This window comes from Paenibacillus sp. OAS669 (assembly GCF_014873645.1).
Taxonomy (GTDB): Bacteria; Bacillota; Bacilli; order Paenibacillales; family NBRC-103111; genus Paenibacillus_S; species Paenibacillus_S vulneris.
Genome location: NZ_JADBDR010000011.1, coordinates 189,658 through 216,559, shown reverse-complemented (window position 1 = coordinate 216,559; position 26,902 = coordinate 189,658). Strand labels below are relative to the sequence as shown.

Genomic DNA, 26,902 nt, shown 5'->3' with positions numbered 1-26,902 from the left:
ATACGGAGGGTTTAACTAATGTCATCAAATCAAGAGAAAATTCGAGTGAACTATAAAGATGCTTTAATAGAGGATAAAAGATTTTTCCATGATAAGGCTAGCGAGATGGAGTCTTTCTACACTAAAAAATATATCGGTGAGTATATTTCCTCAGAAAAGAATGTTATTGAAATTGGTTGCGGAACAGGTCACTATGGAATGTATTTTGCTGAGAAATGCAATTCGTATTTAGGAATTGATATTACGCACGAAAACATCGCATTGTTTAATCATAAAATATTAGACAGCGGCCTAAAAAATATTAAAGCTCTAGTTGGTGACGCAACAAAACTCGAAACCATATTAGATAAAAGCTATGATCTTGTACTAATTTTAGGCCCGATGTATCACCTACCTCCAGAGGAACGCAATTTAGTAATACATGAAAGCAAACGAATATGTAAAGAAAATGGTATTATCGTTTTTGCATATATAAATAAAGTTGGTGCTTATTTGGGAGGATGCTTTATGGCACCGGAAGCTTATCCGAGTAAAACGGCCAACGACTTCGTTTTCAATAAAGGTACTGACGATGTACGACCAGAGGTGTTCTTTTTCACAACTCCTGAAGAAATGGAAATGTCCGCCACCAATAACAACTTAACAGTTATTAAGCATGTAGGAGTTGATTTTTCATTCTGTGCAACAGCAATTAATGCAATGTCTGATGAACAATTGGAGGAATGGATGGTACTGTCTAACGTTATGAGTCAAAGCCCGTCCTGTGTAGGTGTTAGTAATCATGCGTTACTTATTTGCCAAAATAGCTAAAGTATAGTAGTGGGGACAAAAAAAGACTTTATTGTTCCCGTATCTCCGACTGAGTAAGAGAATAACCTGCTTTTCTTCATGAGAGGTCGTTTAGAGTGTACCTTCGATCAATTAACCGAATACCTAAAAATGAATGAGCTATTACCACATGATAACTAGATTTGTTGAGTGTCAAGAATATAGTCCGATTAAGATCCGCTATCCGCTGATATAGCGGATTTTTTGTTTTATCGTTTCAATTTTTACATCCAGTTCGAATCTCGGCCTCAATCGATTAATTAAAGAAATAGGACGTCTACTGTAAGCCCGTTTAATTGCAAAATCATGCCTATTTGTCATGTCACGAAACACCAGCAACTGGTTAAGCAACAGATGTAGTTAAATATGTATAATTTGTGATGAAAAATGTTCCTTACTTATTCGCAGGTTTTGATGTTACTATAAAGACAATATTATGCTAATTAATCAGTGGGTTGAGGAGGGCGGTAGCGATGAAGCGATGGTTATCGGTTTGGTTTCCACAGAAAATCAAATACCGGTTTTTCGTTTCGTTTCTATTCTTTATTTTATTGCCTGCCGCGTCCTTTGTCATGTATTACTTCTGGGAGCTGGAAAGCACGTTGAAAGAAAAGATAAGCTCCCAAAGCGCAGCGCAGTTGGGCTATGTGAAAGAAAGCATGGAAAATATCAGGGTCGCGCTATTTAGAGAGTCTTTGGTATTAAGCAATGATAAAGAACTTCAGGCGGCCCTCCGGGATGATTCAAGAGACACTGAAGTACGACAGTTATTAGTGATGGAGCGATTGCGGGAAAAGCGGTTGCAGGACGGGTTTTCTCCATTGCCCACCCATGTATATTATTCGCTGATCGACCACCGCCATCAGGAGGTCATTACAACATTTGAAAATAAAATCAATTATTCAGATCTTGCCAGCGAAGATTGGTGGAAAAATTCAGAAGGCTACGAAAAGCAGAACAACCAACTAATCGGAAAAAGTCTCCGGGACATGTACACACTTACGGTTGATATGGTTGGCCCGGACGGTAGCTTGGACGGTCATATATTGCTCAGCTTCGATTATGTGGAATGGCTGAACGCTATGTACCGTATTTTTACGATGAGACAGGATTATTTCATAATGAATCAATCGGAGGGCATTGTTACCAAGACAAGTCCCGCAGCATTTATTTCCGATCCGGCTGCAGAGGTTGTTCGGAGGCAAGCGGCAACAGGAGGTTTTTGGACGAATGGTCAGGAGCTGATGAATGCGGTCTATTTGCCTTCTTATCAGTGGTACGTAATTAATAGTTTTCCACTTCATACGTTTTTCGGGGACATCGATCAAGCTAAGCACAGGCTGGTAATCATTCTCGCCTCCTTTGTGTTTTTATTCATAGTCATCACCTTTATTATCTCCCATCGAATTACACGCCCGTTGCAGCTTCTTCAGCATCATATGTCCATCATTGTGAGAGATGAGTTTAGGTCGTCTTTGCCCGAAAAGTTGGGAACCGGTGAGGTTCGTGAATTAGGGACAACCTTCAATCTAATGATTAGCGATATACGTCGGTTGATACAAAAGTTAAAAGTGGAGGAAAGGGAAAAGGAAGCATCAAGGTTCCAAATGCTACTCGCTCAAATGAATCCTCATTTTCTTTTAAATACGTTGAATGCGATCAAGTGGACCGCTTTGGAACGCAAGGATTCAGAGATTGCGGAGATTTGTGTTTGCCTGGGCGAACTATTGGAATCCAGCTTGAATGTCCAAACCGAATTGATCCATCTGGACGAGGAGTTAACATTGGTGAAGGCATATGTGCGCATTCAGAATTTCAGATTCGACAGTTATATTAATGTCCGTTACGAATATGACGAAGCGCTTCGTTATGCGCTTGTTCCCAAGTTGAGTTTGCAGCCGTTGGTTGAGAATTCGTTCTATCACGCTTTTGCGCAGATGCAGCAAGACGGCTGCATAACGATCCGGGTGGTGAATGAGCATCAATCGCTGATCATGGAAGTGGAGGACAACGGGATTGGGATGGAAGCATCCGCTAATCGTCAACCGTTACGCAAGAGCAAAGGGATCGGAATCAACAATCTGCGGGAACGATTGCAATTGCTTTTTAAATCCGACGGTCAGCTCGAAACGGTTTCGAGAGAGCAAGGAACTCTCGTCCGTTTGAAATTCCCACTGCTTCTTTCGGAACCGTACGGGAAGGGAGAATGATATCATGTGGAAAGTGCTGTTGGTAGAAGATGAGACGCGAGTAAGGCGATTAATTAAAGAAATTATTGATTGGGAGAAGTTGGGGTTCGTTATTGCAGGAGAAGCCGCCAATGGGATCGAAGCGCTAGAGGTGATGCGGGAAGAGTCTCCACATTTCATTCTCTGCGATATTATGATGCCTCTCATGGATGGGATCGAGTTCCTTCGAAAGGCACGTCTGCAAGGCTTTGAGGGTCCATTCGTTATGTTGACCTGTATGAATGAATTCGAATTGGCCAGACAAGCGCTTGAGTATGGAGCGACCAGCTATATTTTGAAGCTTTCGCTGAATGTCGATACGATACGCGAGATGTTGGAGAAGGTCAGCCGAGAATTAAGCAAAGCCGCCATACCTGCTCGACAAGTATCGTATCGTGATTTCGAATTGTTATACCAATATACGTGGAGGCAGATCCAGGGTATAGATGAAGCAGATCCGGAACGGAGAGTCTTGCTGCAGCGCATCTCCGCAAGTGGCTTTACGCATGCAGATCTTTGTTTAGTACTGCACGGGACCGATGGGATCAGTGAGGAGGATCTGACTCGATTCGGGTTAATTCAATCCATCGAAACATTGGTTATTCACAAATTCAGAATCCATGGCTGCACCACGTTTTTTTCCTGGGTTCCACGTTCCGAGCTAACTGTTGCGCAAGCCCCGGAAGAGGACGGGGCAATGGCATATTCAGTCGTATGGGCCTCTTCCGTGCCTATATCCGAATTGGAGTCTACATGGAGAAGTATGATCAGACTCATTGAGAGATCCTGGTATAAAAGCAGAAAAAGTAGGATAGCCTATTCAAAAACAGATTCAATCATCCAACAGCCAGGTATATCCTCCCAAACCCTATGGAACATGGAACGCGAAATATTGCAAGCGTTTGAGCGCCGAGATAAGATAAACTGTATTCGCCAGTTGAATGTCATGTTTGACGAAATGAAAAAGAACCATGCAAGCATGGCCATTGTTGTGGAAACGGCGGAACGATTGGACAATAGGTTTGCTGCTATTTCGGGTTATGGGAAAGTTCAAACCGATGATTGGTTGTCCGCAGCAAACCATGAAGAGCTTCGACATGTCTTGGAAGACAGAATCGATGATTGGATAACAAAATGGATAAAGACAACAACATTGCCATCGGCCCATCCCGAGATCAACAGGATTGTGGATTATATCCAAAGCCATTATGATACGGAAGTCACGTTGAAATCGATGGCAGAGCATGTCACCTTGGATGAGCACTATTTAAGTGGCTTATTCAGTAAAAAAATGGGCTGTACATTGATCCATTACTTACATAAAGTGAGGATTGACCAGGCCCGGTTTTATTTGCTCCAATCTACATTAACTGTCGGGGAAATTGCAGAAAGAGTCGGATTTGCGAATGCCGCATATTTTGTGAAAATTTTTAAGCGCTGGACAGAACAGACGCCCAGTGAGTTCAGAAAGAGTCACATGTCCAATGAATAGATTTTCTCGCCCCTTTCCTGCTTGTGGAGAGGGGCCGATTTGTTTCTGAAGGCTTAATTTTGTATAAGAGGCCACTAAATCTGTTTCTTATCTGCCTCAGGGTACGATGGTATGATAAAGGTGTGTTACAGAATGGGAGAAGCGTCTACTGCAGGGATTCATCTTCCTTCTGCGATTCCAATCTATAATACGATAGGAAAGAAGGGGGATATCGATGTATAAATATAAAAAGATCGTGTTTTCCGCAACCTCCGTTGCACTTTGTTGCAGTCTGCTTGCAGCCTGTGGAGACGAAGCGAAGGATAACGGTTCATCTGCGGCTCCAGAATCATCGAAGATGGTCAAACTGGAAATTATAACAAGCGGGGCCGGCCTGCCCGCTCCGGAGAAGGACTTCGTTCGGGAGAATCTGAATAAGGCACTGAATGCCGATATCAACTTGACGGCTTATGCCTCTGACTATGGCAATCAGCTGAATGTCCGGATGGCTTCTGGTAATTACCCGGATTTGTTTTCCGTTGACAAAGCTTCGTTGAAGCAGCTATCGGAACAAGGACTTCTACTCGATCTGACTCCCTATTTCGAAAAAGAACTTAAGCCGGTTAAAACCTTCATAGGAGATTCCAGCCTGAAGAAAGGTATGGTTAACGGCAAAGTGTATGCGATAGCCCAAGCGCCGCAAGCTCCGAAAGCATCTTACTGGATCCGTAAGGATTGGCTGGACAAGCTTCAATTGAAGCCGCCCGAAACTCTCGATGATCTGCTAGCCGTGTCCAAAGCATTCACGGAGAAGGATCCAGACGGCAACGGAAAAAATGATACTTATGGTATCACAGGACTGATGGGACTCACAGGGGTCAACTTGTTGTCCGCTTTTTCCCCTGTATTCGGAGGATATGGTGTCCCCAATCCAGGTGAATTTTTCGTCAAGGATGGTAAGGTCGTCCAATCGTTATATGACCCGGGTATGAAGGATGCACTTGCCTTTATTGCAAAATTCACTGCCAGCGGTTCGGTTGATCCAGATTATGTATTGAATACCGGCACGCAGCCTAGGGATAAGGCCATCAAGGGTCAGGCGGGAATCATTTGGACGGAATGGACGAATTTGACCAACGAACAGTACGTCGGGCAAATCAAGAAAGTGAATCCGAACGCCGAATGGGTGCAGTTGCAAGCGCCGAAGGGTCCTGCAGGACAGTTCTCCGGGTCATTGGATATCGGTAAAGCAGCCGGATTGATGGCGATTCCGAAGGCACTGGAGAAGGACAAAACGAAGCTGCAAAGAGTGTTCGACCTATTGAATTATATCTCCGGGGGAGAAGGCTCGAAGCTTGTCCAGTTTGGCGTGGAAGGCAAACACTATAATTTGGCAAACGGCAAGGTTGTCCCGACTCCGCTTATGGCTTCGGAAGCCGGCTTTACCTACATGTACCAATTCACCGGCCGGCCGGACCTTGATTATTTGTCGATTAAATTCTCATCCCAATTTCCATTTATCGATTTCGCGAACAAACAACCCCGTATTCAGTCGCTTAACGGCTTCCTGAACTATCCGGACGGTTACAATGATGCAGATGCCAGCCGGTACATTTCGGAAGAGATCACGAAGTTCGCCTATGGAAAGCGGCCATTGAGCCAATATGATGACTTCTTGAAAAACCTTGAAACGACGATGAACTACAAGACTTTTTTGAACTCGGCGACCAAGCAATTAAATGAGTTGGGTTACGGTAAATAGAGCAATCAGTCTGTGCAGCAACATGGAATGACTCTTGGAGGCGAAGAACCGTTTCATCTCTTCTTGGTTCTTCGCTTTTTAGTACTTTCAATAAGATAAATAAGAATGAGTAGCAAAGAATATCGAAATTATGACCACACGTGGATAACCAAACATACACAAAAACCCATACGTTCCGGAAAAATCGGTTGGATGGTGCCATACCCAAAATGTCCCGATAGCTTAGCGGCAATCTAGCGAACGATCCTATTGGAGAAGCCGCTGGAAGAATAGGAGATGGCCGATACCACTTGTTAGGTCACAGGGGGATCCAGTTGATATTGAAGGAGGGAACCGACGATGGATCAAGGAAGTTTGCCGGTAAAGAAAGAAATAGCAGTAAAAGGACTTCAGATGAAACGGCTTGGAAACGTGATATGGAGTAATCGGGCCTTTTACTTCATGCTGCTGCCGGGAGTAATTTATTACATTATTTTTAAGTATATCCCTATGTATGGAATTATTATCGCATTCAAAGATTTTAATTTCTCTGACGGTATTTTGTTTAGCGGGTGGGCAGACCCTTGGTACAAATATTTCAAGATGTTCTATGAATCGCCTTACTTCACACAGGTCATGTCCAACACGTTTATTATCAGTTTGTATAAGCTGATTTTCGGAATCGTGCCTCCGATCTTTTTTGCAGTCCTACTTAATGAATGCCGCGTTCGATGGTTCAATTCGTTCATACAAACATTAACCTATATGCCTCACTTTTTTTCATGGGTGATTATTTATGGGATTCTTCTTGCACTTCTGTCCGAAAATTCAGGCTTGGTAAACCAGTGGATTAAGGATTCGGGCGGTAGTCCGATCAATTTTCTCACCTCTACTGAGTTGTTCCGTGGGGTACTTGTTGGTTCGGAGATTTGGAAGGACTTAGGGTGGGGCGCCATCATTTATTTGGCGGCTATGACCGGCATCGATCCGACGCTGTACGAAGCTGCCAAGGTGGACGGGGCAGGAAGGTTTCGAATGATATGGCATATTACGTTGCCCGGGATTCGCTCGGTTATGGTCATGCTTCTGATTCTGAAGCTTGGGCACATTCTGGATGCGGGATTCGATCAAATTTACATTTTATACAATGTTCAGGTATATCCAGTTGCGGATATATTGGACACATGGGTATTCCGAACGGGATTGCAGCAATTGAATTTTAGTCTGGCGGCTGCTGTTGGATTGTTCAAATCTTTCGTAGGTATGATACTGATCGTGCTTTCTAACCGGCTTGCGAAGCACTGGGGGGAAAATATATGGTAAATCGCTGGGACGAAAAGTTATTTGACGGTGCGGTGATGGTTATATTGGGCTTGGCAGGCTTGGCTGCCGTCATTCCGATCATGTACGTAGTTTCCGTATCGATTACCCCCTTCTCTGAGGTGCTGAAAAACGGAGGATTCGTTTTCATTCCAGGGAAAATTGATCTAACTGCGTACAAAGAACTATTTACGACAACAGGAATTCCACGCTCGTTATGGGTCACGGCCGTATTGACGGTTATAGGAACCGCCGTCAATTTGGTTTTGACGCTTCTTATGGCATATCCGTTGAGCCGGAAGAAGATGCCTGGCCGAAGTTTCTTTCTTCTGATGGTTGTCTTTACGATGCTATTCAACGGAGGATTGATTCCTACTTATATCGTCGTGAAGAATTTAGGATTACTCAACTCCATATGGTCCATGATATTGCCCAATGCAATCTGGACGTTTAACATTCTCATCATGAAAAGCTTTTTTGAAAACCTGCCCGAGGAATTATTCGAATCCGCACGGATGGATGGAGCCAAGGAACTGAGCATTTTAATGAAGATTGTCGTACCGTTGTCGGTTCCATCCTTAATGACCATCGGATTGTTTTATACCGTCGGCCATTGGAATGAGTTTTATCAAGCCATTATGTATATGACAGATAGAAATTGGTTCCCATTGCAAGTGGTTGTAAGGGAAATCCTGGTGCAGACACAGAAACCATTGGAGAATGTCGAAAACTTGATGCCCACCGAAACGGTGCAGATGGCAGCTGTTATCACAGCATCCTTGCCGATCATTGTCCTGTACCCATTCCTGCAGAAACATTTTACTAAAGGCATGCTGTTAGGAGCGATCAAAGGTTGAAAAACGGAGGGGTTCAAATGCAAATGCATACAGAGGTACTAGTTGCAGGCGGCGGTATTTCTGGCGTGTTGGCTGCACTGGCGGCTGCCCGCAACGGTGCGAAGGTTCTGATATGTCAGGATCGGCCCGTATTGGGCGGTAATGCATCATCCGAGATTCGCATGCATATCGTTGGTGCGGCGAATTCCAAGCGGAGGCAGGCTTTGGAGACGGAAGCGAGGGAAGGCGGCATACTGGAAGAAATCCTGCTTGAATGTGCTGTCCGCAACCCACAGCGAAGCGCATCGATGTTTGATCTCATCTTATATGAAAAGTGCAGAGCGGAACCAAACCTAACATTGATGCTCAACACGTCGGTGACCGGCGTGCAGATGGAGGACAGCCGGATTCTGTCCGTATTGGCTGCTAGGGAAAGCACGGAGCATCGCTTCGAAATCTTTGCCAAGATCTTCATGGACTGTACAGGAGATGGGCGTCTCGGCAAAGAAGCGGGAGCATTGTTCATGACAGGCCGGGAATCCTCCAGTCAATATGGGGAGTCCCATGCAGGAGAATATGCCGATTCGTACCGCCTCGGTTCCTCGCTGCTGTTTACGACCCGGAATATGGGCAAATCGATGAAGTTTATCCCGCCTGTATGGGCTAAAAAGTTTACGGAAGAGGATTTAAAGTTCCGCAGCCACTCCTCATGGGAATACGGTTATTGGTGGGTAGAGTTCGGTGGTTTGCTGGATACGATTGCCGATAACGAAACGATCCGTGATGAACTGCTTGCCATCATGATGGGCATCTGGGATCATATCAAAAACAGTGGCAACCATCCGGAGTCAGAGAATTGGGCTTTGGACTGGTTCGGCTTCGTCCCCGGCAAGCGGGAGTCCCGCCGGTTTATCGGCAAGCATCTCCTTACACAATCGGATTTGGAAGAAGCCGTCCACTTTGAGGATGTGATAGCATATGGCGGGTGGCCGATGGATACGCATCCTCCGCAGGGAATCGAAGCAAAAGACCGGGAGCCAAGCAGCCAGCCGGTGACCAACTATGTGTATGGCATTCCGCTCAGGGCCTTGATCAGCGTCAATGTGGACAATCTGATGTTTGCCGGACGGAACATATCCGCTACGCATATCGCCTTTTCAAGTACCCGGGTTATGGCCACCTGCGGCGTAATGGGACAGGGTGCAGGTACGTTCGCCGCGATGGCAATTCGCAATGAGATTCCGTTGGATCTGGCATGGCAAGACCGGGAGCTGATCAGGAGTACACAGCAGCAGTTGATCCGACAGGATGCTTATTTGCCTGGCATTCAGGCGGAGGTCAATCTGGCGAGCCAGGCTATCGTCCGGGCGTCGTCTGAGCAGCCAGAGGGGTTGGCATCGAATGTCATCGACGGACATACCCGTTCCATACATGGAGCAAGAGGGGTCAGGCCGAATCTGTCCGTTCCCGGCACCCACCGTTGGATGGCGCTGCCGGAAGACCGGGAGCCTTGGATCGAGCTGGAGTGGAAATCACCGGTATCTATCCGCGAAATCACCGTTGTGCTTGATACGGGCATGCACCGGAGGCTAACGCTGACACACGAAGACTATCTGCATCAGCAGAACGTGTGGGGGCCGCAACCGGAAACCTTGAAAGAGTTTCGGGTATCGGCTTATTTAGCGGATTCCCGTGAAGATGGCTGTCAAGTGATGTACATTCGCGATAATTATCAACGGCAGATTACTTGCCAGGTCCAGTTGAAGCAGGTGCACAAGCTTCGTCTCGAGGTTCTGAGCACAAACGGCTTAGATCATGCGAGGATATTTGAAATTCGATGTCATTGAAGGTAGGGATATGAATGAGTCAACGCAAGCCGCTTTTTCCGCAACTAAACTGGATGCTGCATGGGGCGGATTACAATCCCGAGCAATGGATTCATATGCCGGAAGTCTGGGATGAGGATGTGCGCCTGATGCATCTTGCCAAGTGCAATGTCATGACCATGGGCATGTTCTCATGGTCCAGCCTGGAGCCGAAAGAAGGGCAATTCGAGTTCGGATGGCTCGATAGAATCATCGATAAGCTGAGCCGCAACGGCATCTCTTTCATCCTGGGCACGCCCAGCGGGGCGCGGCCGGCATGGCTGGCCCGGAAATACCCGGAGGTGCTGCGGGTCAGACCGGAACGGGTGCGCAATTTGTACGGAACCCGGCATAACCATTGTTATACGTCACCTGTATATCGCGAGAAGGTCAGGACCATCAATACGCTTTTGGCGGAACGTTACCGCAATCATCCCGGCTTGCTGCTGTGGCACATCTCCAACGAATACAATGGGGAGTGTCACTGCGATTTATGCCAGGCAGCATTTCGTGGATGGCTACGGAAGAAATATGGCGATGATTTAGACCGTTTAAATTATGCGTGGTATACGACCTTTTGGAGCCATAACTATACCGACTGGGAGGAAATAGAGTCACCCTCCCCTATCGGGGAACATATGTTACACGGCTTGCAACTGGACTGGAAACGGTTTGTCACCGATCAGAGTATTGATTTTATGCTTCAGGAAATCGAGCCGTTAAAGCGGCTTACCCCTAATATTCCCGTCACAACTAATTTCCTGGGCGGGTGCGTTATCAATTACGAACGAATGGCGGAGCATGTGGACATAGTCTCGTGGGACAGCTACCCGTATTGGCATGGAAAGAGTCCCGACTGGCAGACGGCCTGCCATACGGCTTTCACCCACGACCGGTACCGTTCGTTCAAGCCCGGGAAACCTTTTCTGCTGATGGAAAGCACTCCCAGCATGGCGAACTGGCAAGAGGTTGCCAAGCTGAAGCGGCCTGGCATGCATGCGTTGTCCTCTATTCAAGCGGTAGCCCACGGTTCCGATTCAGTGCAATATTTTCAATGGCGCAAGAGCAGGGGGAGTTCAGAAAAGTTTCATGGCGCCGTTGTGGACCATAGCGGGCACGAGCATACTAGAGTGTTTCGCGATGTTGCGGAAATAGGCGATTTCCTGGAACGGCTGGAGCCAGTCACTGGTACGATTGTCCCGGCAGAAACCGCGCTCATTTACGATACTGAAAATAAATGGGCGGTAGAAGGAGCCGCAGGACCGCGAAAACCTAATCTTAGCTACGATCAGGAGGTGCTGCGCCATTACGAGCCATTTTGGAAGCAAGGGATACCGGTGGACATTGTATCCATGGATCGTCCGTTGGATCGATATAAGCTCGTAGTTGCTCCGATGCTGTATATGTTGAAGCAGGGTATGGCTGAGCGGCTCGAGGCCTTCGTCCGTTCAGGAGGCACGCTTGTCCTGACATATTGGAGCGGAATTGTCGACGAAAACGATCTCTGCTTCTTGGATGGGTTCCCGGGACCGCTCCGCAAGCTGGCCGGAGTATGGTCGGAAGAGATTGATGCGCTGTATCCTGAAGATTGCAATTCACTTGCTATGAAGGAGGGTGGGTTGGACTTTATGGGAACGTATTCGGTATCTCTGCTGTGCGATCTGATTCATGCCGAGACAGCGGAGGTTCTTGCGGAGTACCAGCAGGATTTCTATCAAGGGTATCCTGCACTGACCTTAAACCGATTTAGAGACGGAGAGGTCTACTATATGGCGGCGCGAACCGAACCTGCTTTTCTGGACAGCTTTTATCGTGCGATGGCCACCCGTTGCAGGTTGAGTCGAGCACTTCAAGCGGACTGGTCGGAAGGCGTCAATGCTCAGGTGCGTACGGACGGCGTCCGGGATTACATCTTCCTTCATAATTTCACCGATCAAGAGCAGAACATTCTATTCAAGGAGTCTATCATCGATCTGGACGGTACTCCAGTCAAACAATATTTACGCCTTCCGGCATACGGATACCGTGTGTTCGTTAGAAAAGAAAGTGAATATAGCAGTGGTGTTAAATAAATTAGAGAGGTTATATCGATCAAATTCTTTGTCAACCGACAGCCAGCTTTCGCTGACGATCCTTGAATCTACTGTATTTTCAATTTTCATATATTGTTACACATCAAATGTGGACACCCGTTCATTGAAACGGAAATGTCCACTTTTTTGTGAAGCTAAAGGGGAGAGGAGGGGAGGGGAGAAATGGCTTCATTTTTTCACGTGTACTGTCCGGAGGGAGTGAACAGCAAATACCACCTGATCGTGTTTGATGATTCTAAGGAGGCGTATGTTGGGGAACGATGGCACTTCATTCTAAGTGACCTGAAAGGTTTCGGGCAGTTCCAAGGAGATAAAAAGAGTTTCAGGGAAGAAGACTGCGTTCTCGAATTTGTCAAAGCAGAAAAGTTGGAAAAAAGTAATTAACTATCTTAATCATTAGGGATATGAAATAGAAGACAGGAAGACAACTGCTCCATTTTTGCCCCGAAATTCCGGGCTGTTAATTCAAGGGTTTGAAGCTACTCGAACTGCTCCGGTACGGACATGAAGTCTTATACTTGATCACCCGCAGTCGGACAGTCCGTTTGAAAGCGGATTTAGCTAAAAAACAAAAATCGTACAGAAAGACCTAAAGATTCTTAAGGCCTGGAATGAAGGGATCACAGTACAGTGTAAGCATCCATGGAGCGAAGCTTTAGAATGAAAGCGCTTTATTTCAGAACGATCATTTCCTGTGTCAAAAAGCTCCAAATATAAATCCCTAAGGAGGAAATTGTTGCAATGAGGAGAATTGGTTTGTTTGCTGTGTCCCTAGCGGTACTGCTCGTAATGATGCTGACCAATATCGCCTATGCGGATGTATCATCCCATTATCTTAACCCGCTGATGAAAGGTGCCGACCCTACCATTGAACGGCAAGACGATGGATACTATTATTCGGCGGCGGGTGATGGCAATGTTGTATTGAAACGGCATGAAACCATTCTTGGCGTTTCCACCGCGAAGAGTAAAGAGGTATGGAAGTTACCTGAAAACCTGGAATTTATATGGGGTCCCGATGCGCACAGGATCGATGGCAAATGGTACATCTATTTCGCTTCCGGTCCGAAAAATAGTGATAAAGCGGGGCGCTTTGCTTATGGCCATCCCAGCTCCTATGTTCTGGAGAACAGCTCACCCGATCCATTTGAAGGGACCTGGGAACTGAAGGGAACCTATGATAATGGAGACGGACTTACACCCCAACAAGGATTGCTGAATACGCAAAGCTATGGATTGCCTACTGGCTTTGTCACCATCAATGGGCAGAGATACCTAACCTACACCAAATATTTCTATTTTATAGATCCAAAAACGGGAAAAGAGAGATTTGATGAATGTCCCACGATTGTCAAAATGAAAAACCCGTGGACATTGGAAGGCGAAGAGATTACGTTAGCCAGGCCGATCTACGACTGGGAGAAGTATGTTGATAATGTTAACGAAGGCGCAGCCGTGGTGGAGCGAAACGGTAAAGTTTATTTTGCCTATTCCGCCAGCAGCTACACCCATGATAACTATGCTGTCGGCCTGTCCTGGGCCGATCTGGCTCAAAATGTGGAGAATGAAGCGGCATGGAATAAATATCCCGAGCCGATCATGAAACGTTCGGATGAAAACAGTTCTTACTCGACAGGCTCGCCGTTATTCCTGAAATCCGAAGATGGTACAGAGGACTGGATTACATACCATGGCATACCGACCCATAGTCAAGGGGGTAAGAACAGAGAGGTTCGCGCCCAGCGGATCAATTGGGATGACAATGACTTCATCAATCTGGGCATCCCGTCCAACCCCGGCACCGTGCTTAGCCGCCCCTCCGGGGAGGAGAAGAGCGAAATCTATGAAGCGGAAGACGCGCAATTATCAGGGGCTGCCAGAGCAACCATGAACAGCATCTATGCCTCGTCCGGCCGATATGCCCGGTACAGCAATGGCGCTGCCAGCGACTATGTGGAGTTTACAGTCAACACCCGTACAGGGGGGATGTACTCGCTGGACTTCCGCTACAACAACAATACGGCAGAGCCGATCACCATGACGCTCAGTGTGAACCAGGAGGCACCGGCCGAGCTTGTATTCCCGTCTAATGCTGGACCGAAGAACAAACTGAACTTCGACTTAAAAACCGTTCACAACATCCGGCTGAATGAAGGCAGCAACATCGTACGTCTATCCGGCAAAAGTGCTTTGGGGCTGGACGCGATCATTGCCAAGAAAAGCGTCTTGTACGAAGCGGAGGGCGCGGAGCTGTCAGGCGGCACGGGCATCGCTCAAAATCATGCGGGATATAGCGGTTCAGGCTTTGTCAGCGGGTTCACGGAGCCGAACGCAGCAATCAGCTTTACCGTAAACGCTCCTCAAGCGGGCAGCTATTCGGTCAAGCTGGCTTATAGCGCGGGAGGCGAGGACGATCGAACCTTGACCATGTATGTGAACGGCGCAAAGATCAAACAAACGAGTTTCTTTGGTCTGAAGGAATGGGATAAGTGGGCCGACCGATATGACAACGTATTCCTGAAAGAAGGAAGCAATGTCATCACCTATAAATATGACAGCGGCGATACGGCGAATGTCAACCTCGATTATATCACCGTTACCGAAGCGGCGACCTGGACGTATGAGGCGGAATCCGCCAAAATAACAGGCGGGGCGGATGCCCGAATCATCCAGGCTCAGGACGGCAATACGGGAATCGGTTATGTGAGCGGTATGTCCCAGGTGAACTCGTCCGTGGAATTTTCTGTGAATGCCGAGTATGCGGCCAGCTATGATCTCAAGCTGCGATACGCCACCGAGCAGGGCGGCAAAACATTGTCGCTGGAGGTGAACGGCGCGCCTGCGCAGGACATCGTTCTTCCCCACTCCGGAGGCGCCGGGATGTGGAAGGAACACACTGTAACCGTTCCCCTGAACAAAGGGAAAAACAGCATCGCCTATAGGAGCGCAGCCGGAGATTCAGGTGTCATCCGGATCGATCATATTCATCTGAATAAGCGCACACCCTGGAAATATCAGGCGGAAGCGGCAACCCTCTCAGGCACGCCGGGGATCGGCAGAGATCGTCTGTGGTTTGAAGGCAACGGTTATGTCGGCTTATTCCAGAAACAAGGGGATGCTGTCCGATTTGAAGTGAATGTTCCCTACACGGGGGCCTATACTTCAACCCTGCGCTATTCGGGCGTACAGTCGTCGAATCGAACCATGACCCTGTATGTGAACGGCAACCGGGTCAAGCAAGTTTCCATGCCGCCGACAGCGAATTGGGATACTTGGATGGATGCGACCGAGACGGTCAATCTGCAGGCCGGGAAAAACAGCATTGAATTCCGCCGTGAGGAAGGGGATACCGGCCAGCTGAATATAGACAGCCTGATCCTGGATAAATTCAGCGGTGGATTCATGAGCACGAAGGCGAAGGAGCTTACCCCCGAGAAGATGGTGAAAATCCAGCCGAAGCACAGCGGCAAGGCGCTTAGCGTGGCAGGGGAGAAGTACAATCAGGGAGCAGCCCTCATCCAATTTTCCAATGGCGAAACCAACAGTCAATTGATGCGATTCGTGGATTTGGGAACGGGCTATTACCGGATTCTGATTATGCGCGGTGAACGCTTTCTCGATATCAAGCCTGATTCGGATATCCAGGAGCTGATTCTAAATCAGACCATGGGGGAGGCCCCCATTCCTTCCGATACCGAGGAGTGGCGTCTGGAGAAGGAGGGCGATTATTACAAAATAATTAACAAAAGCAATGGAAAGGTAATTACAGTCAATGAAGCGTCCAAAGGAAACAACGCTGTTATAAGGTTGGCCGATGACGAGGGGAAAGACCATCAGCGGTTTAAGATTGAGCTGCGCAACCTGTATGATAATACCTTCCACGAGGTGTCGGACATTACTGCTGTTCCGGAGGCGATGCAGGCAGGCCAGGAGCTGACTCTCTTTGGAACAGTCTCGCCGGATTGGGCCACGCGCAAAAGCATTGTCTGGAGCATCAAGGATGCCGGGCAAACGAGAGCTGCCCTGGCCGGGAACGTGCTGTCCGCAACCCGAGCGGGAACCGTCATTGTCACCGCTACGATTGAAGAAGGAAGCGAGATCGGTGTGAACTACTCCAAGGACTTCACCATTACCGTCTTCAAGAAAGACGCGGATGTTAGTCCCGAAAAGGCCACCTATGATCTCAATGTTCCTGGAGATGTAAGCACCAGCATCATATGGAATGAAGCCCAGTCTGTGACCGGGGTGGTATACGCAGCAACTGTAGCAGGTGCCGTACACAATGGCACATTGGGAAAGGATGATTATACGATCGGCGGGGATATGTTGACCATCAAGCGCGAGACTATGGCCGCACTGGGGTTGAAGCGCGGTGATAAGGCGGACTTCTCTATTCTGTTTAATCAGGGGAATCCCGCTGTACTTAGTGTCAATGTGGTGGACAGCTTTGCTTTGACCAGCCATCGTATTACAGTGACAGCCGAGGGACACGGCATTGCCAGCGCCAATGTACCATCGGCGGTCAAGGATACGGCGATTACTTTAACCGCCACGCCAGAACCGGGCCAGCTCTTCAAGGGCTGGAAGGTGATCAGTCCCAGCAGCTTGAATGTGACGGACAATACCTTCACTATGCCGGACGAGGCGGTAGCGATCACGGCGATATTCGGAGCGCCGTCCTACAGAGTGACCTATAACGGCAACGGCGCGGCAAGCGGTCACGTGCCGGTAGATGACAGCGACTATGATCAGGGCGTCACGGTATCTGTCTATGGCAATACCGGCAATCTGAAGAAGCCTGGCTATCTCTTTGCCGGCTGGAATGTACGGGCGGATGGTAGCGGAGCCAGTTACACTGAAAGCCAGGTATTCACAATGGGCGGGGCCAATGTGACCCTGTATGCGCAATGGATGGTTATACATCCGGGCGGTTCTACTGGAGGAGGTTCGTATGATGGGGACTCATCCGATGACAGTTCGCCATCAACAGCAACGGGCAAAGGAATGATTCCGGCGAACAGCAGCCAATTTGCGGTTCCAGCAGACAAGAAGGGCGAATACGGCATAGGGGACGAGATCAAGATTGAGATCCCTGCCGGCGCTTACCGAAAGGAATTCCAGCTTAGCATCAGCAAGATAACGGACACGCAAAAGCTGCTTGCAGGCAAAGCTGCGCCGGCCAGTCCGGTGTTCGAGATCTGGAAGGATTTCCCCAGGGTTTTCGACAAGGAAATCACGCTGACCCTTGCTTTCGATCCGGCCCAAATAAAGAAGGGTCAACAACCGGCCGTGTTCTACTATGACGAAGTGCAAAAAAACTGGAGGGAATTAGGCGGACAAATCAATGGAGCCGCTTCTATTACGGTGAAGGTGAACAACGTTGCCAAGTTTGCGGTATTCGGCGTCGATCAGGCGGCCAGCCTGCCCGCTCCGAAACCGGCGGTCAACTTGAGCGACCTGGCGGCGCATTGGGCGGAGGCCGATGTCAAACAAGCGATTGACCTGGGAATCGTCAGCGGTTATCCGGACGGTACGTTCAAGCCGGATCGAACCGTAACGCGCGCCGAGTTTGCCACCATGCTTGTCAATGCGCTTAAGCCGCAAGAGAACCGCCTCTACAGTACGCCATTAACGTTCAACGATAAGGAGAAGATCGGCGCATGGGCGCTGAATGCCGTGGCGCAAGCCGTGCAAGAAGGGATCATATCCGGTTACGAGGATGGTTCATTCCGACCGGATGCCGAGATTACCCGTAGTGAGATGGTCAAGATGATCGCAGGCGCCCTGGGCCAGTCAGGCGAAAAGGCTGATACCACAGGGTTTGCGGATGACACGGCTATTCCTGACTGGGCGAGGGGTGCCGTGGCGACCTTGAGCAAGCGGGGCATTATTGAAGGCAAAGGAGGGAACCAATTCGCCCCCGGCGATCAAGCTACAAGAGCAGAGGCGATTAGAGTATTGCTGAACATGCTGCGTAACAGATAAGAGAAGCGTGAATGCCTTCTTCGGTGCCGCAGGCCCATAGGCTTGCGGCGGATTTTGCGTTCCTATCAGAGCAATCATTTTGTGTAGAGCAACCATTTTGTAAAACGGTTACAAAAAGTTTATAGTGATTTTATTTTAAGGGAAGCGAAAACTCGAAACTTCTGAACAGCCCTAGCTTGATCTCAATTGGGGCTGTTTGCTGTGTAATAACACTACTTGCCATTACACCGCTATCCTTCCAAAAAATGATGAATGTACAGGTATAGCTTGTTGAGAAAGCGGCGGGCTCCCTAAACAAACTAATAAACGAATGTGCCGAAAGTTAACATAAGGACTTGATAATTAAGTGGAGAACCCTAAATAGAACTGCTGGATGAGAATAAGAACTATACAGCATATGGAAGTTAACGTACGATGTGCGTAGTTCTTCATTGTGGCGCTGCAGCAAATGCTTTTGATTCTATCTATTAAAGAGAGGTGAAGAGGTTTGCAACAAACTACTTTAGGAGATAAGCAATTAACACAAATCCATTCTGTTAAAAAAGGGAAGATAAATACTATTCTGACCCGTCTTAGCCGAGACAAATATTTATATCTTCTCGCCGCACCTGGAATATTGTATTTTTTGATTTTTAAGTATATTCCCATAGGCGGAGTAGTCATTGCTTTTCAGGAGTACTCGCCGTTTAAAGGAATTCTGCATAGTAAGTGGGTGGGCTTCGAAAACTTCGATAGGTTTTTCAGTAGCAGCGAATTCTTGAAATTATTAAGAAATACAATGGTCATTAGTGTTTTAAACCTAGTTTTTTTCTTCCCTGCGCCCATCATTCTTTCTTTGCTTCTCAATGAAGCAAGAAACAGCAAGTTCAAAAGAACTATCCAAAGCATCGTATATTTGCCACATTTCTTTTCCTGGGTGATCGTTGCGGGGATCACGTTCCTGTTGTTTTCCCAATCCGGAGGCATTGTAAATGGCGTCATTCACATGATGGGTTACTCTAAGATAGACTTCTTAACGAATGAAAATTACTTTTGGGTGATGCTGACCCTGCAGTCCATATGGAAGGAAGCAGGATGGGGCACCGTCATTTTTTTGGCAGCCATAGCCGGGGTCGATCCTGCGCTTTATGAAGCAGCTAAGATGGATGGGGCTAACCGACTCCAGCAGATGAAGCATATCACGATGCCTGCCATACAAAATGTAGTTATTACATTATTAATTCTAAGAATGGGCCATGTTCTGGATGTAGGCTTTGAGCAGGTTTATCTCATGATGAACAGTGCAGTGACTGATGTTGCCGATGTATTCGAAACCTACGTGTACAGGATGGGCATACAAAATGGGCAGTTTAGCTTCACTACGGCGGTTGGACTGTTTAAGTCTGTTGTAGGACTTATATTGGTAATTGCTGCTAACAAATTGGCTAGGACATACGGCAAGGAAGGCCTATATTGAGGGGGTGGAGACATTGAACAATAAATGGAGCAGTAGATTAGCAGATGCAGCCGTTGTGTCCATACTGATCATATCTGGAGTAGTCACGATCCTGCCATTCCTTTACATTCTGGTTATATCCTTTACCGACCCCTCTGAATACATCCGGGCTGCCGGTCTCATCCTGATCCCGGAGAAATGGTCGCTAATTAATTATCAATATCTGTTGTCTACCAATACGTTTATTAGAGCGATGGGAAATAGCGCCTTCTTGGCTACAGTCGGCACTGTATTGAGTCTTGCTGTAACCTCGAGCTTTGCTTATGCCTTATCGAGGAAAAGATTGATGGGAAGAAAAGTCATGTTAATGCTTATTGTGATTGCGATGCTTTTTAACCCCGGTATCATCCCACCATACCTGCTTGTGAAGAACTTAGGGCTGATCAACAGCATGTGGGCACTAATCATGCCTGTACTGACAACAGCTTATTATACATTTCTTATGAAAAGCTTCTACGATAGCATTCCGCCCGGCTTGGAAGAAGCGGCCCATATCGATGGATGCAACGATTTAGGAATTTGGATGAGAGTGATCCTGCCGATCTCTTTGCCCTCTCTGGCGGCCTTCGGTCTATTTTATGCGGTTGCTTATTGGAACGTATTTTTTTCCGCGATTCTTTATTTGAACGATTTCAAGAAGTGGCCTTTACAAGTATTGCTGCAGCATATGCTTATCGATTCATCAACCAGCGTAGGTGGGGAATTAGCGCAACAAATTTCCTCCGAGCAAACCTTGCCTCAGGAAACTCTTAAAATGGCCGCAGTTATTGTGGCAACAGTACCTATTATTATGGTGTATCCTTTCCTGCAGAAGCATTTCGCCAAAGGCGTCATGGTAGGTTCTGTGAAGGAATGAATATAAAATTTACAAATGGAGGTAATAGTATGAGCAAGAAAAATGCAGGAATTAAACTGTGTTCCCTGCAAGTCTCTTTAGCTTTATTGTTAGCTGCATGCGGAGGAGGCGGGGGAGAAGAAGCAAATTCAGTGGAACAAGAGGGGGGAAAACAGGGAAAACCAACTCAAATCAGCATATTGTCGTCCTTTTATTCGCAAGAACCACCCTCAGAAGACAACCCTATAATAAAAGAAATCGAAAAACGGACGAATACCAAGCTGAACATTGCCTGGACATCATCCAACAACTATACGGATAAATTAAATGTGACGTTGGCCTCCGGTGAGCTGCCGGATTTAATCTTGACAACCGACCCGCTCAATTCATCGGTTATTAAGGGGATGGCTGCTCAAGGAGCCTTTTGGGACCTGACCAATTTGTATAAAAATTATCCGAATTTAGCAAAGTTTCCTGAAGAAACCTGGAAAAATTTAGCCTACGCGGATGGACATAACTATGGTATACCCCGGGTAAGACCGGTCTATGGCCAGAACGGGGTAAGCATCCGCAGAGATTGGCTTGATAAACTGGGCTTAAAAATGCCGACCAACATGGATGAACTCTACGAAGCGATGAAGGCATTTACCAATAACGACCCCGACGGAAACGGGAAAAATGATACGTATGGAGTCATTTTAAATATAAGAACTTTCGAGAACGTTTTTAATAAAACTATAGGCGACTGGAAAGCGCAGGATGGAAAGCTGGTTCCTACTGTTTACTTATCAACAGAAAAAGACGCGCTTATGTACGCCAATAAATTGTACAAAGAAAAGCTGATTCCCGAAGATTTCCTGATGCTTAAACCGAGTCAAATCCTGGATATGTTAAAGGCAGGGAAGGCTGGTGTCGCCACACAAGCCATAGATCAGGTTTGGAATATAACAGCCGAGCTTAGAAAGCAAAAGCCTGACGCTTATATGGAGCCGATTGTTTCATTAAACGGAGTGAGCGAGACAGAAATCGGCTCTTTTGGAATGTTTCTGATTCCCAAGACCGTTCCTGAAGCGAAGTTGAAGAAAATTATGGAATTCATGGATTACGGGGCTTCCGCTGAAGGATCGGATCTTGCGAATTTCGGCTTTAAAGACGTTCATTTCGTTGAAAAAGACGGCTTTAAAATTCCTACGGAACAGGCTGTAAAGGACAATGTATCCCAACAAGCATTTGGTCAAATTTTTCTTAGCTACAACAAATATCTAAAAGCGTATGTTCCGGGAATTCCGAAGGAGTACTATGACCGTCATGTAAAAATAATGGATGAGCGTGCAAAAAATGCGGTTAATGATCCGTCGGTCGGTGTGGATTCCGAGACCTGGATTAAGTTCTGGCCGGAATACAACAAAAAAATTACCGATATGAAACTGCACGTGATTATGGGCAAGGAACCGATAGAAAAATGGGATGCGTTCGTCAACCAGTTAAAAACGGAACCGAATTTCACTAAAATTGTTCAGGAAATGTCAGAGTCATACGTTAAAAGAAATTCAACCAAATAATAATGCTGGAGAGGCGGTATTGAAATGAAAATAGCGTATACAACTTTGTCTTGCCCGAATTGGAGCTGGGAACAAATTTTGAACGAAACCACACGTTTAAAGTACGACGGGATTGAGATCAGAGGCATGGAAGGGGAAATGTTCCTGCCCAAGGCAAGGCCCTTTCTCCCTGAGAATCTGGAAAAAACCCTGGAGGAACTTCATTCAAAGCAGATACAAATAATCGGTTTGAATACATCCTGCCAATTCCATGACCTTGACAAATTCGATGATTTTATTGCCGAAGGGAAAGCACATATAGATCTAGCACAAAAGCTAGGCGTACCCTATATAAGAGTTTTTGGGAATAAGGTGCCGGATCCTTTCCAAAAGGAGCAAATTATTGAGAGGATTTCAAGGGGCATAAAGGAGCTTTGTGACTATGGTTCGGAAAGAAATGTCCGCATCCTTTTGGAAACTCACGGGGACTTCTCCGATCTGGATCATATGCTGCCTGTACTGGAGAAGGTGGCCAGTGCCAATTTGGGCGTGCTGTGGGATATGGAGCATACTTACAAAAGATACGGCAATACCATTGAACCGTTTATCGAGAAGATCTTTCCCTATATCGAGCATGTCCATGTTAAAGATACGAAAAAGGTCAATGGCAAATTCCAGCTGTGTTTCATTGGCGATGGTGAAGTTCCCATTAAGAATAATATTGAACTGTTAAAGAAATATGGTTACACAGGCTACTTATCGTTGGAGTGGGAAAAGAAGTGGCATCCTGAGCTTGAAGAACCGGAAGTTGTGCTGCCGGCATTTATTCAATACATCCGCGCATTCGTTTAATCCGAGGAGGAGTTAGAGATGACTATTCATAAAAATGTAAAAATAGCCGTAGTTGGAGTAGGGGCAATGGGATCGGGTCATATCAAAAATCTACGGCAGCTCCAGACTGCTGGAACGGTCGAAATTGTCGGTGTTTGTGATGTAATTAAGGACAGAGCTGATAAATTTGCCGAGGAGCTGCAAATACCGGCTTATTATAGCCACACAGAACTTCTCGATCAACCGGGTCTTGAAGCTATTACGGTGGCGACACCCCATTATGATCATCCTTCAGTTGCTATCGATGCATTTAACAGAGGTATTCACGTGCTTTGCGAGAAGCCTATCGCTGTCCATTTAAACGATGCGAAGAAAATGATAGCTGCTTATGAAAGGGCTAAAGAGACATACCCTGAGCTTGTCTTCGCCATAATGTTTCAGGAAAGAACGTATCCGTTTCATAAGAAGTTAAAGGAAATTGTCCAAAGCGGGAAGCTCGGCAAGCTGATTCGTGTTACTTGGATCAACACGCAGTGGTTTCGCCCGCAGTTTTATTACGATAGCGGCGACTGGCGGGCGACTTGGGCCGGAGAAGGCGGGGGAATTCTGACCAACCAATGTCCGCATAATATGGATCTTTATCAATGGTTATTCGGAATGCCTGCGAAGATCAGCGGTTTTGTTAACATTGGTAAATATCACAATATTGAAGTTGAAGACGAAGTGACGGCCTACTTTGAACATGAGAATGGAATGATTGGACATTTTATTGCAACCACGGCCGAGACGCCCGGAACAAACCGTTTTGAAATTGTAGGAGAACACGGCAAGCTGGTTTATGAGAATGAAAAAATTGTCATGTATCAAAATCAGATTTCGGTATTTGATTTCATTCTGGAATCGAAAAGTAAATTCGGTAATGTTGAAAGCTGGTATACGGAAATTCCTGTTGATATTACTCAGCCTAAAGGGCATCTTGTTGTTATCGAAAAATTTATTAACGCTATTCAAAATGGAGACGGCGAGTTAGTAGCTCACGGTACAGAAGGGATCAATGGGTTGACTTTAGCCAACGCCATTATGCAATCTTCATTCACTGAAAGCAAGATTGTATTGCCCCTGGACGCCGATGCTTATGAAAACAAGCTGAAGGAGTTGATACAAAGCTCAAAGTATGTTAAACCGCCAATCACGCGGCTGTAGAGGAAGTTATGATATATTCGTTTTCAAAGAGTTAAATAGGATTGAGGACTGACAATTTATAGCGCTCAAAACCCTGCGGATCACAAGTCCTAAAGATCTGCAGGGTTTTTGTTAATCCCGGTCAAATACAAACTTGACGATAAGCTAATGGAGGAATACCTTTAGATAAGATACATCGGCGACAAGGAGGGATGACAATGCTTCGTGGTCTGCTGCCGCAGCAATTGCATTTACGAATGTTTATATATATGGCCTTAGCGTTCACTGTGACCATTTATATATTTTCTTATATTTTAACTAGGCAATTGACTAATAATGCAATAACTGAAATTGACCGCCTGACTCTGCAGCGAATTGCGCAAGTTAAGGACAACACCGACTTCACGCTGCGAAAACTTAAATTATATTCCGTCCGTATTTTTCGGGACCAGAATGTAAACGGTTGGATGACCTCTTCGGAGGTCGACTATTGGGTTTTTAAACAAATGGAATTGAGCTTGACGGATTACTTGGGTATTGAGCCATTTATTCAGTCCATACATGTGATTAATCCCTCCATTAACCGTATGTACGCTTCGGATAAAGGCCTGACTAAGTTAACTGACGAGGAGAACAAAGAATTTCTTGAACAAGCCCGATCGGAAAAGAGTCGAAACTTAAACCTGCGAAATTACGAGATTCAAGGCAAAAGTTATTTATTACTGGTTGTGCAGGATGTGATTGATAGAGGGGAGAACAACAGTAAATTGGCGGTGCTGCTGGATAAGGAAAAGCTGCAGCAGTACATCCTGCAGATGAATAAGCAAATCGCGAATGATGTGTTCATACTGAACGGGGAAGGGGAATTGATGCTGGGGAATGTTTCGGATAAAATGCTCAAGAAGGTAAGAACGTTAAGTTCAAACGGTAACTTAGGGAAATCTCATTTTTCGGTTGATGGCGAGGAGTGGTCATTACGTTATCAGACGCTAAGTATTTCGGGTTGGAGGATCTTTCATCTAACCTCGCTTGAAACGTTAAATCAAAGTATTTCCGTCACCAGATGGACGATTTTACTTTGTTTCAGTCTTCTTGTTCTGATTATCTGGATGTTACTTTATTGGTATTCCAGAACCAATATACGCCCCATAGGTACTATGCTGCAAGCTATTCAAGCGCGTATAGGTCAGCCCTATGTCCCTTCCAACACCGTGGAAACTACAGTAAGCATCACTTCCGGTATCGAATCGCTTATTAACAAAGTGGAGCAAATGGATCGTTCTATCAAAGATAGTAAATCATTAATCAAGGAGGAGCGGTTGCGCCAATGGATACTTAACGGCTCCCTTTCGGAACGTTATAAAAAAGAATGGTTTCAAGAGATACCGGTGCTTGCCGCTGGATCGATCCGAATAGCGGTTTTAAGGATCCGGTATTATGCTGCATTCTGTGATAAATATGATTTTCCTTCAAGAAAGCTAATGAAGTACGCGATGGGCAATATAGCTAGTGAGGTCATGAGACAATATGGCTTAGCCGGAGAGGCAGTCGATATTGGAATCGATCACACCGTACTAATATTCCCTGACACGAAGAAGAAAGAAACAATCGATACTATGCTTCAAGAAATCAAATCAAATATTGATCAATGGTTGCATTTCGGAGTTGTTGCAGCGGTCAGCGATCCTAGGGCTTCAGATGAAGCACTGTTCCAGAGCTACGAATTGGTTATGGAGGCATCCATGCTTAATTTTATTGATGGCAAAGACCGTGTATATTCGGAGAGTGATTTAAAGCAGTTTGAGGATAGGCCAAATTATCTTGATGAAGGTGTGATAAAAGAACTCGTTGCTTCAGTGCGTATCGGTAACTTGCTAGCTGTTAAAGGATATTTGGAGCAGTTGGCTGGGGATATGAAGGGAATGACTTATTCGGAATGCAAAATGCAGCTTATCCATTTAATATATGAGTTGATGAAAAATTTTAAAAAACTAAACACTGTAAAAGGAATGGAAGGAATTGAGCATACACTAAATCAATTCCATCATTTAAATGAAGCGTTCCATTGGATTGAAACGTTCCTGCATCAAATTGTTGACGATTTAAAACTGCGGTCAACTAATAATCGAAAAGAAGAAATTGTTACAGAAGCCGTTCAATATATTCGGAATAATCTACATAACCCCATACTGAGTGTGGATTCCATTGCCGATCATACATCGGTCTCAGTCAGCTATCTTCGGGCCGTGTTTAGGGAATGGATGGATTGCCCTATATCGGATTTTATTTCAAATCAGCGTTTGGAGCGGGTAAAGGAGCTTCTTTTAAGCACCGACTTAACTGTAGCAGAAATTGCAGAACAGGCTGGTTTCCAAACAAAAAGCCACTTCTTCACAACGTTCAAGAAAGTATTTGGAACAACCCCTATCCAATTTAGACAGCAGCAAAAAATAAAGTAAGTGATGCGCTTATTCATGACGACGCTCGGCCACCCAGAGGAGTTCGACATGCCGGAATTCCAAACGAATCAACATACCGTTCAAGCATCTTTTGTGATTACATATTTACGAACATCATGATTTAGACGGTTACGTGGAATTTCATGTTAATTCGATGGTATCAACATCGTGCCCGGGGGCAGCAGAGGATGA

At 46.2% G+C, this 26,902-nt stretch carries 16 protein-coding genes; all 16 read left to right on the top strand.

What is annotated here, in order from left to right; genetic code table 11:
• The first annotated feature begins 18 nt into the window (after positions 1–18).
• Positions 19–810, top strand: coding sequence for a class I SAM-dependent methyltransferase (locus GGC63_RS23110; RefSeq protein ID WP_192704331.1), 792 nt, complete (start codon positions 19–21; stop codon positions 808–810).
• 491 nt (positions 811–1,301) lie between these two features.
• Positions 1,302–3,038, top strand: coding sequence for a sensor histidine kinase (locus tag GGC63_RS23105; protein WP_192704330.1), 1,737 nt, complete (start codon positions 1,302–1,304; stop codon positions 3,036–3,038).
• Between the two features lie 4 nt (positions 3,039–3,042).
• Positions 3,043–4,548, top strand: coding sequence for a response regulator transcription factor (locus GGC63_RS23100; RefSeq protein WP_192704329.1), 1,506 nt, complete (start codon positions 3,043–3,045; stop codon positions 4,546–4,548).
• Positions 4,549–4,762: 214 nt separating this feature from the next.
• Positions 4,763–6,289 (top strand): extracellular solute-binding protein, encoded by a 1,527-nt coding sequence (locus tag GGC63_RS23095; RefSeq protein WP_192704328.1) that lies wholly within the window; start codon positions 4,763–4,765, stop codon positions 6,287–6,289.
• 393 nt (positions 6,290–6,682) lie between these two features.
• Positions 6,683–7,591 carry an ABC transporter permease gene (locus GGC63_RS23090; RefSeq protein WP_225948441.1) on the top strand — a complete coding sequence of 303 codons (909 nt, stop codon included), beginning with the start codon at positions 6,683–6,685 and terminating at the stop codon, positions 7,589–7,591.
• On the top strand, positions 7,585–8,445 hold the full coding sequence (locus GGC63_RS23085; protein WP_192704326.1) for a carbohydrate ABC transporter permease: 861 nt from the start codon (positions 7,585–7,587) through the stop codon (positions 8,443–8,445). Before GGC63_RS23090 ends, GGC63_RS23085 begins: the two co-directional genes overlap by 7 nt.
• A gap of 17 nt (positions 8,446–8,462) precedes the next feature.
• Positions 8,463–10,271 carry an FAD-dependent oxidoreductase gene (locus GGC63_RS23080; RefSeq protein WP_192704325.1) on the top strand — a complete coding sequence of 603 codons (1,809 nt, stop codon included), beginning with the start codon at positions 8,463–8,465 and terminating at the stop codon, positions 10,269–10,271.
• 14 nt (positions 10,272–10,285) lie between these two features.
• Positions 10,286–12,361 (top strand): beta-galactosidase, encoded by a 2,076-nt coding sequence (locus tag GGC63_RS23075; RefSeq protein WP_192704324.1) that lies wholly within the window; start codon positions 10,286–10,288, stop codon positions 12,359–12,361.
• 183 nt (positions 12,362–12,544) lie between these two features.
• Positions 12,545–12,766, top strand: coding sequence for a hypothetical protein (locus GGC63_RS23070; RefSeq protein ID WP_192704323.1), 222 nt, complete (start codon positions 12,545–12,547; stop codon positions 12,764–12,766).
• A gap of 357 nt (positions 12,767–13,123) precedes the next feature.
• Positions 13,124–18,367, top strand: coding sequence for an S-layer homology domain-containing protein (locus GGC63_RS23065; protein WP_192704322.1), 5,244 nt, complete (start codon positions 13,124–13,126; stop codon positions 18,365–18,367).
• A gap of 487 nt (positions 18,368–18,854) precedes the next feature.
• Positions 18,855–19,823, top strand: a complete 969-nt coding sequence (locus tag GGC63_RS23060) for an ABC transporter permease (RefSeq protein WP_192704321.1) — start codon at positions 18,855–18,857, stop codon at positions 19,821–19,823.
• 13 nt (positions 19,824–19,836) lie between these two features.
• Positions 19,837–20,718: a carbohydrate ABC transporter permease gene (locus GGC63_RS23055; RefSeq protein WP_192704320.1), complete on the top strand. Its 882-nt coding sequence runs from the start codon at positions 19,837–19,839 to the stop codon at positions 20,716–20,718.
• A gap of 29 nt (positions 20,719–20,747) precedes the next feature.
• Positions 20,748–22,259, top strand: a complete 1,512-nt coding sequence (locus tag GGC63_RS23050) for an extracellular solute-binding protein (protein WP_192704319.1) — start codon at positions 20,748–20,750, stop codon at positions 22,257–22,259.
• A gap of 24 nt (positions 22,260–22,283) precedes the next feature.
• Positions 22,284–23,090, top strand: coding sequence for a sugar phosphate isomerase/epimerase family protein (locus GGC63_RS23045; RefSeq protein WP_079913325.1), 807 nt, complete (start codon positions 22,284–22,286; stop codon positions 23,088–23,090).
• A gap of 18 nt (positions 23,091–23,108) precedes the next feature.
• A complete protein-coding gene (locus tag GGC63_RS23040; RefSeq protein WP_192704318.1) occupies positions 23,109–24,272 on the top strand; it encodes a Gfo/Idh/MocA family protein in 1,164 nt (387 codons plus the stop codon).
• 197 nt (positions 24,273–24,469) lie between these two features.
• The gene (locus GGC63_RS23035; protein WP_192704317.1) at positions 24,470–26,710 is read left to right on the top strand and encodes an AraC family transcriptional regulator; all 2,241 of its coding nucleotides are present in this window, start codon (positions 24,470–24,472) and stop codon (positions 26,708–26,710) included.
• The last annotated feature ends 192 nt before the right edge of the window (positions 26,711–26,902 follow it).

Coding starts and splice junctions, on each gene's coding strand:
- GGC63_RS23110 (WP_192704331.1), top strand. CDS start 19: ATGTCATCAAATCAAGAGAAAATTCGAGTGAACTATAAAGATGCTTTA.
- GGC63_RS23105 (WP_192704330.1), top strand. CDS start 1,302: ATGAAGCGATGGTTATCGGTTTGGTTTCCACAGAAAATCAAATACCGG.
- GGC63_RS23100 (WP_192704329.1), top strand. CDS start 3,043: ATGTGGAAAGTGCTGTTGGTAGAAGATGAGACGCGAGTAAGGCGATTA.
- GGC63_RS23095 (WP_192704328.1), top strand. CDS start 4,763: ATGTATAAATATAAAAAGATCGTGTTTTCCGCAACCTCCGTTGCACTT.
- GGC63_RS23090 (WP_225948441.1), top strand. CDS start 6,683: ATGAAACGGCTTGGAAACGTGATATGGAGTAATCGGGCCTTTTACTTC.
- GGC63_RS23085 (WP_192704326.1), top strand. CDS start 7,585: ATGGTAAATCGCTGGGACGAAAAGTTATTTGACGGTGCGGTGATGGTT.
- GGC63_RS23080 (WP_192704325.1), top strand. CDS start 8,463: ATGCAAATGCATACAGAGGTACTAGTTGCAGGCGGCGGTATTTCTGGC.
- GGC63_RS23075 (WP_192704324.1), top strand. CDS start 10,286: ATGAGTCAACGCAAGCCGCTTTTTCCGCAACTAAACTGGATGCTGCAT.
- GGC63_RS23070 (WP_192704323.1), top strand. CDS start 12,545: ATGGCTTCATTTTTTCACGTGTACTGTCCGGAGGGAGTGAACAGCAAA.
- GGC63_RS23065 (WP_192704322.1), top strand. CDS start 13,124: ATGAGGAGAATTGGTTTGTTTGCTGTGTCCCTAGCGGTACTGCTCGTA.
- GGC63_RS23050 (WP_192704319.1), top strand. CDS start 20,748: ATGAGCAAGAAAAATGCAGGAATTAAACTGTGTTCCCTGCAAGTCTCT.
- GGC63_RS23045 (WP_079913325.1), top strand. CDS start 22,284: ATGAAAATAGCGTATACAACTTTGTCTTGCCCGAATTGGAGCTGGGAA.
- GGC63_RS23040 (WP_192704318.1), top strand. CDS start 23,109: ATGACTATTCATAAAAATGTAAAAATAGCCGTAGTTGGAGTAGGGGCA.
- GGC63_RS23035 (WP_192704317.1), top strand. CDS start 24,470: ATGCTTCGTGGTCTGCTGCCGCAGCAATTGCATTTACGAATGTTTATA.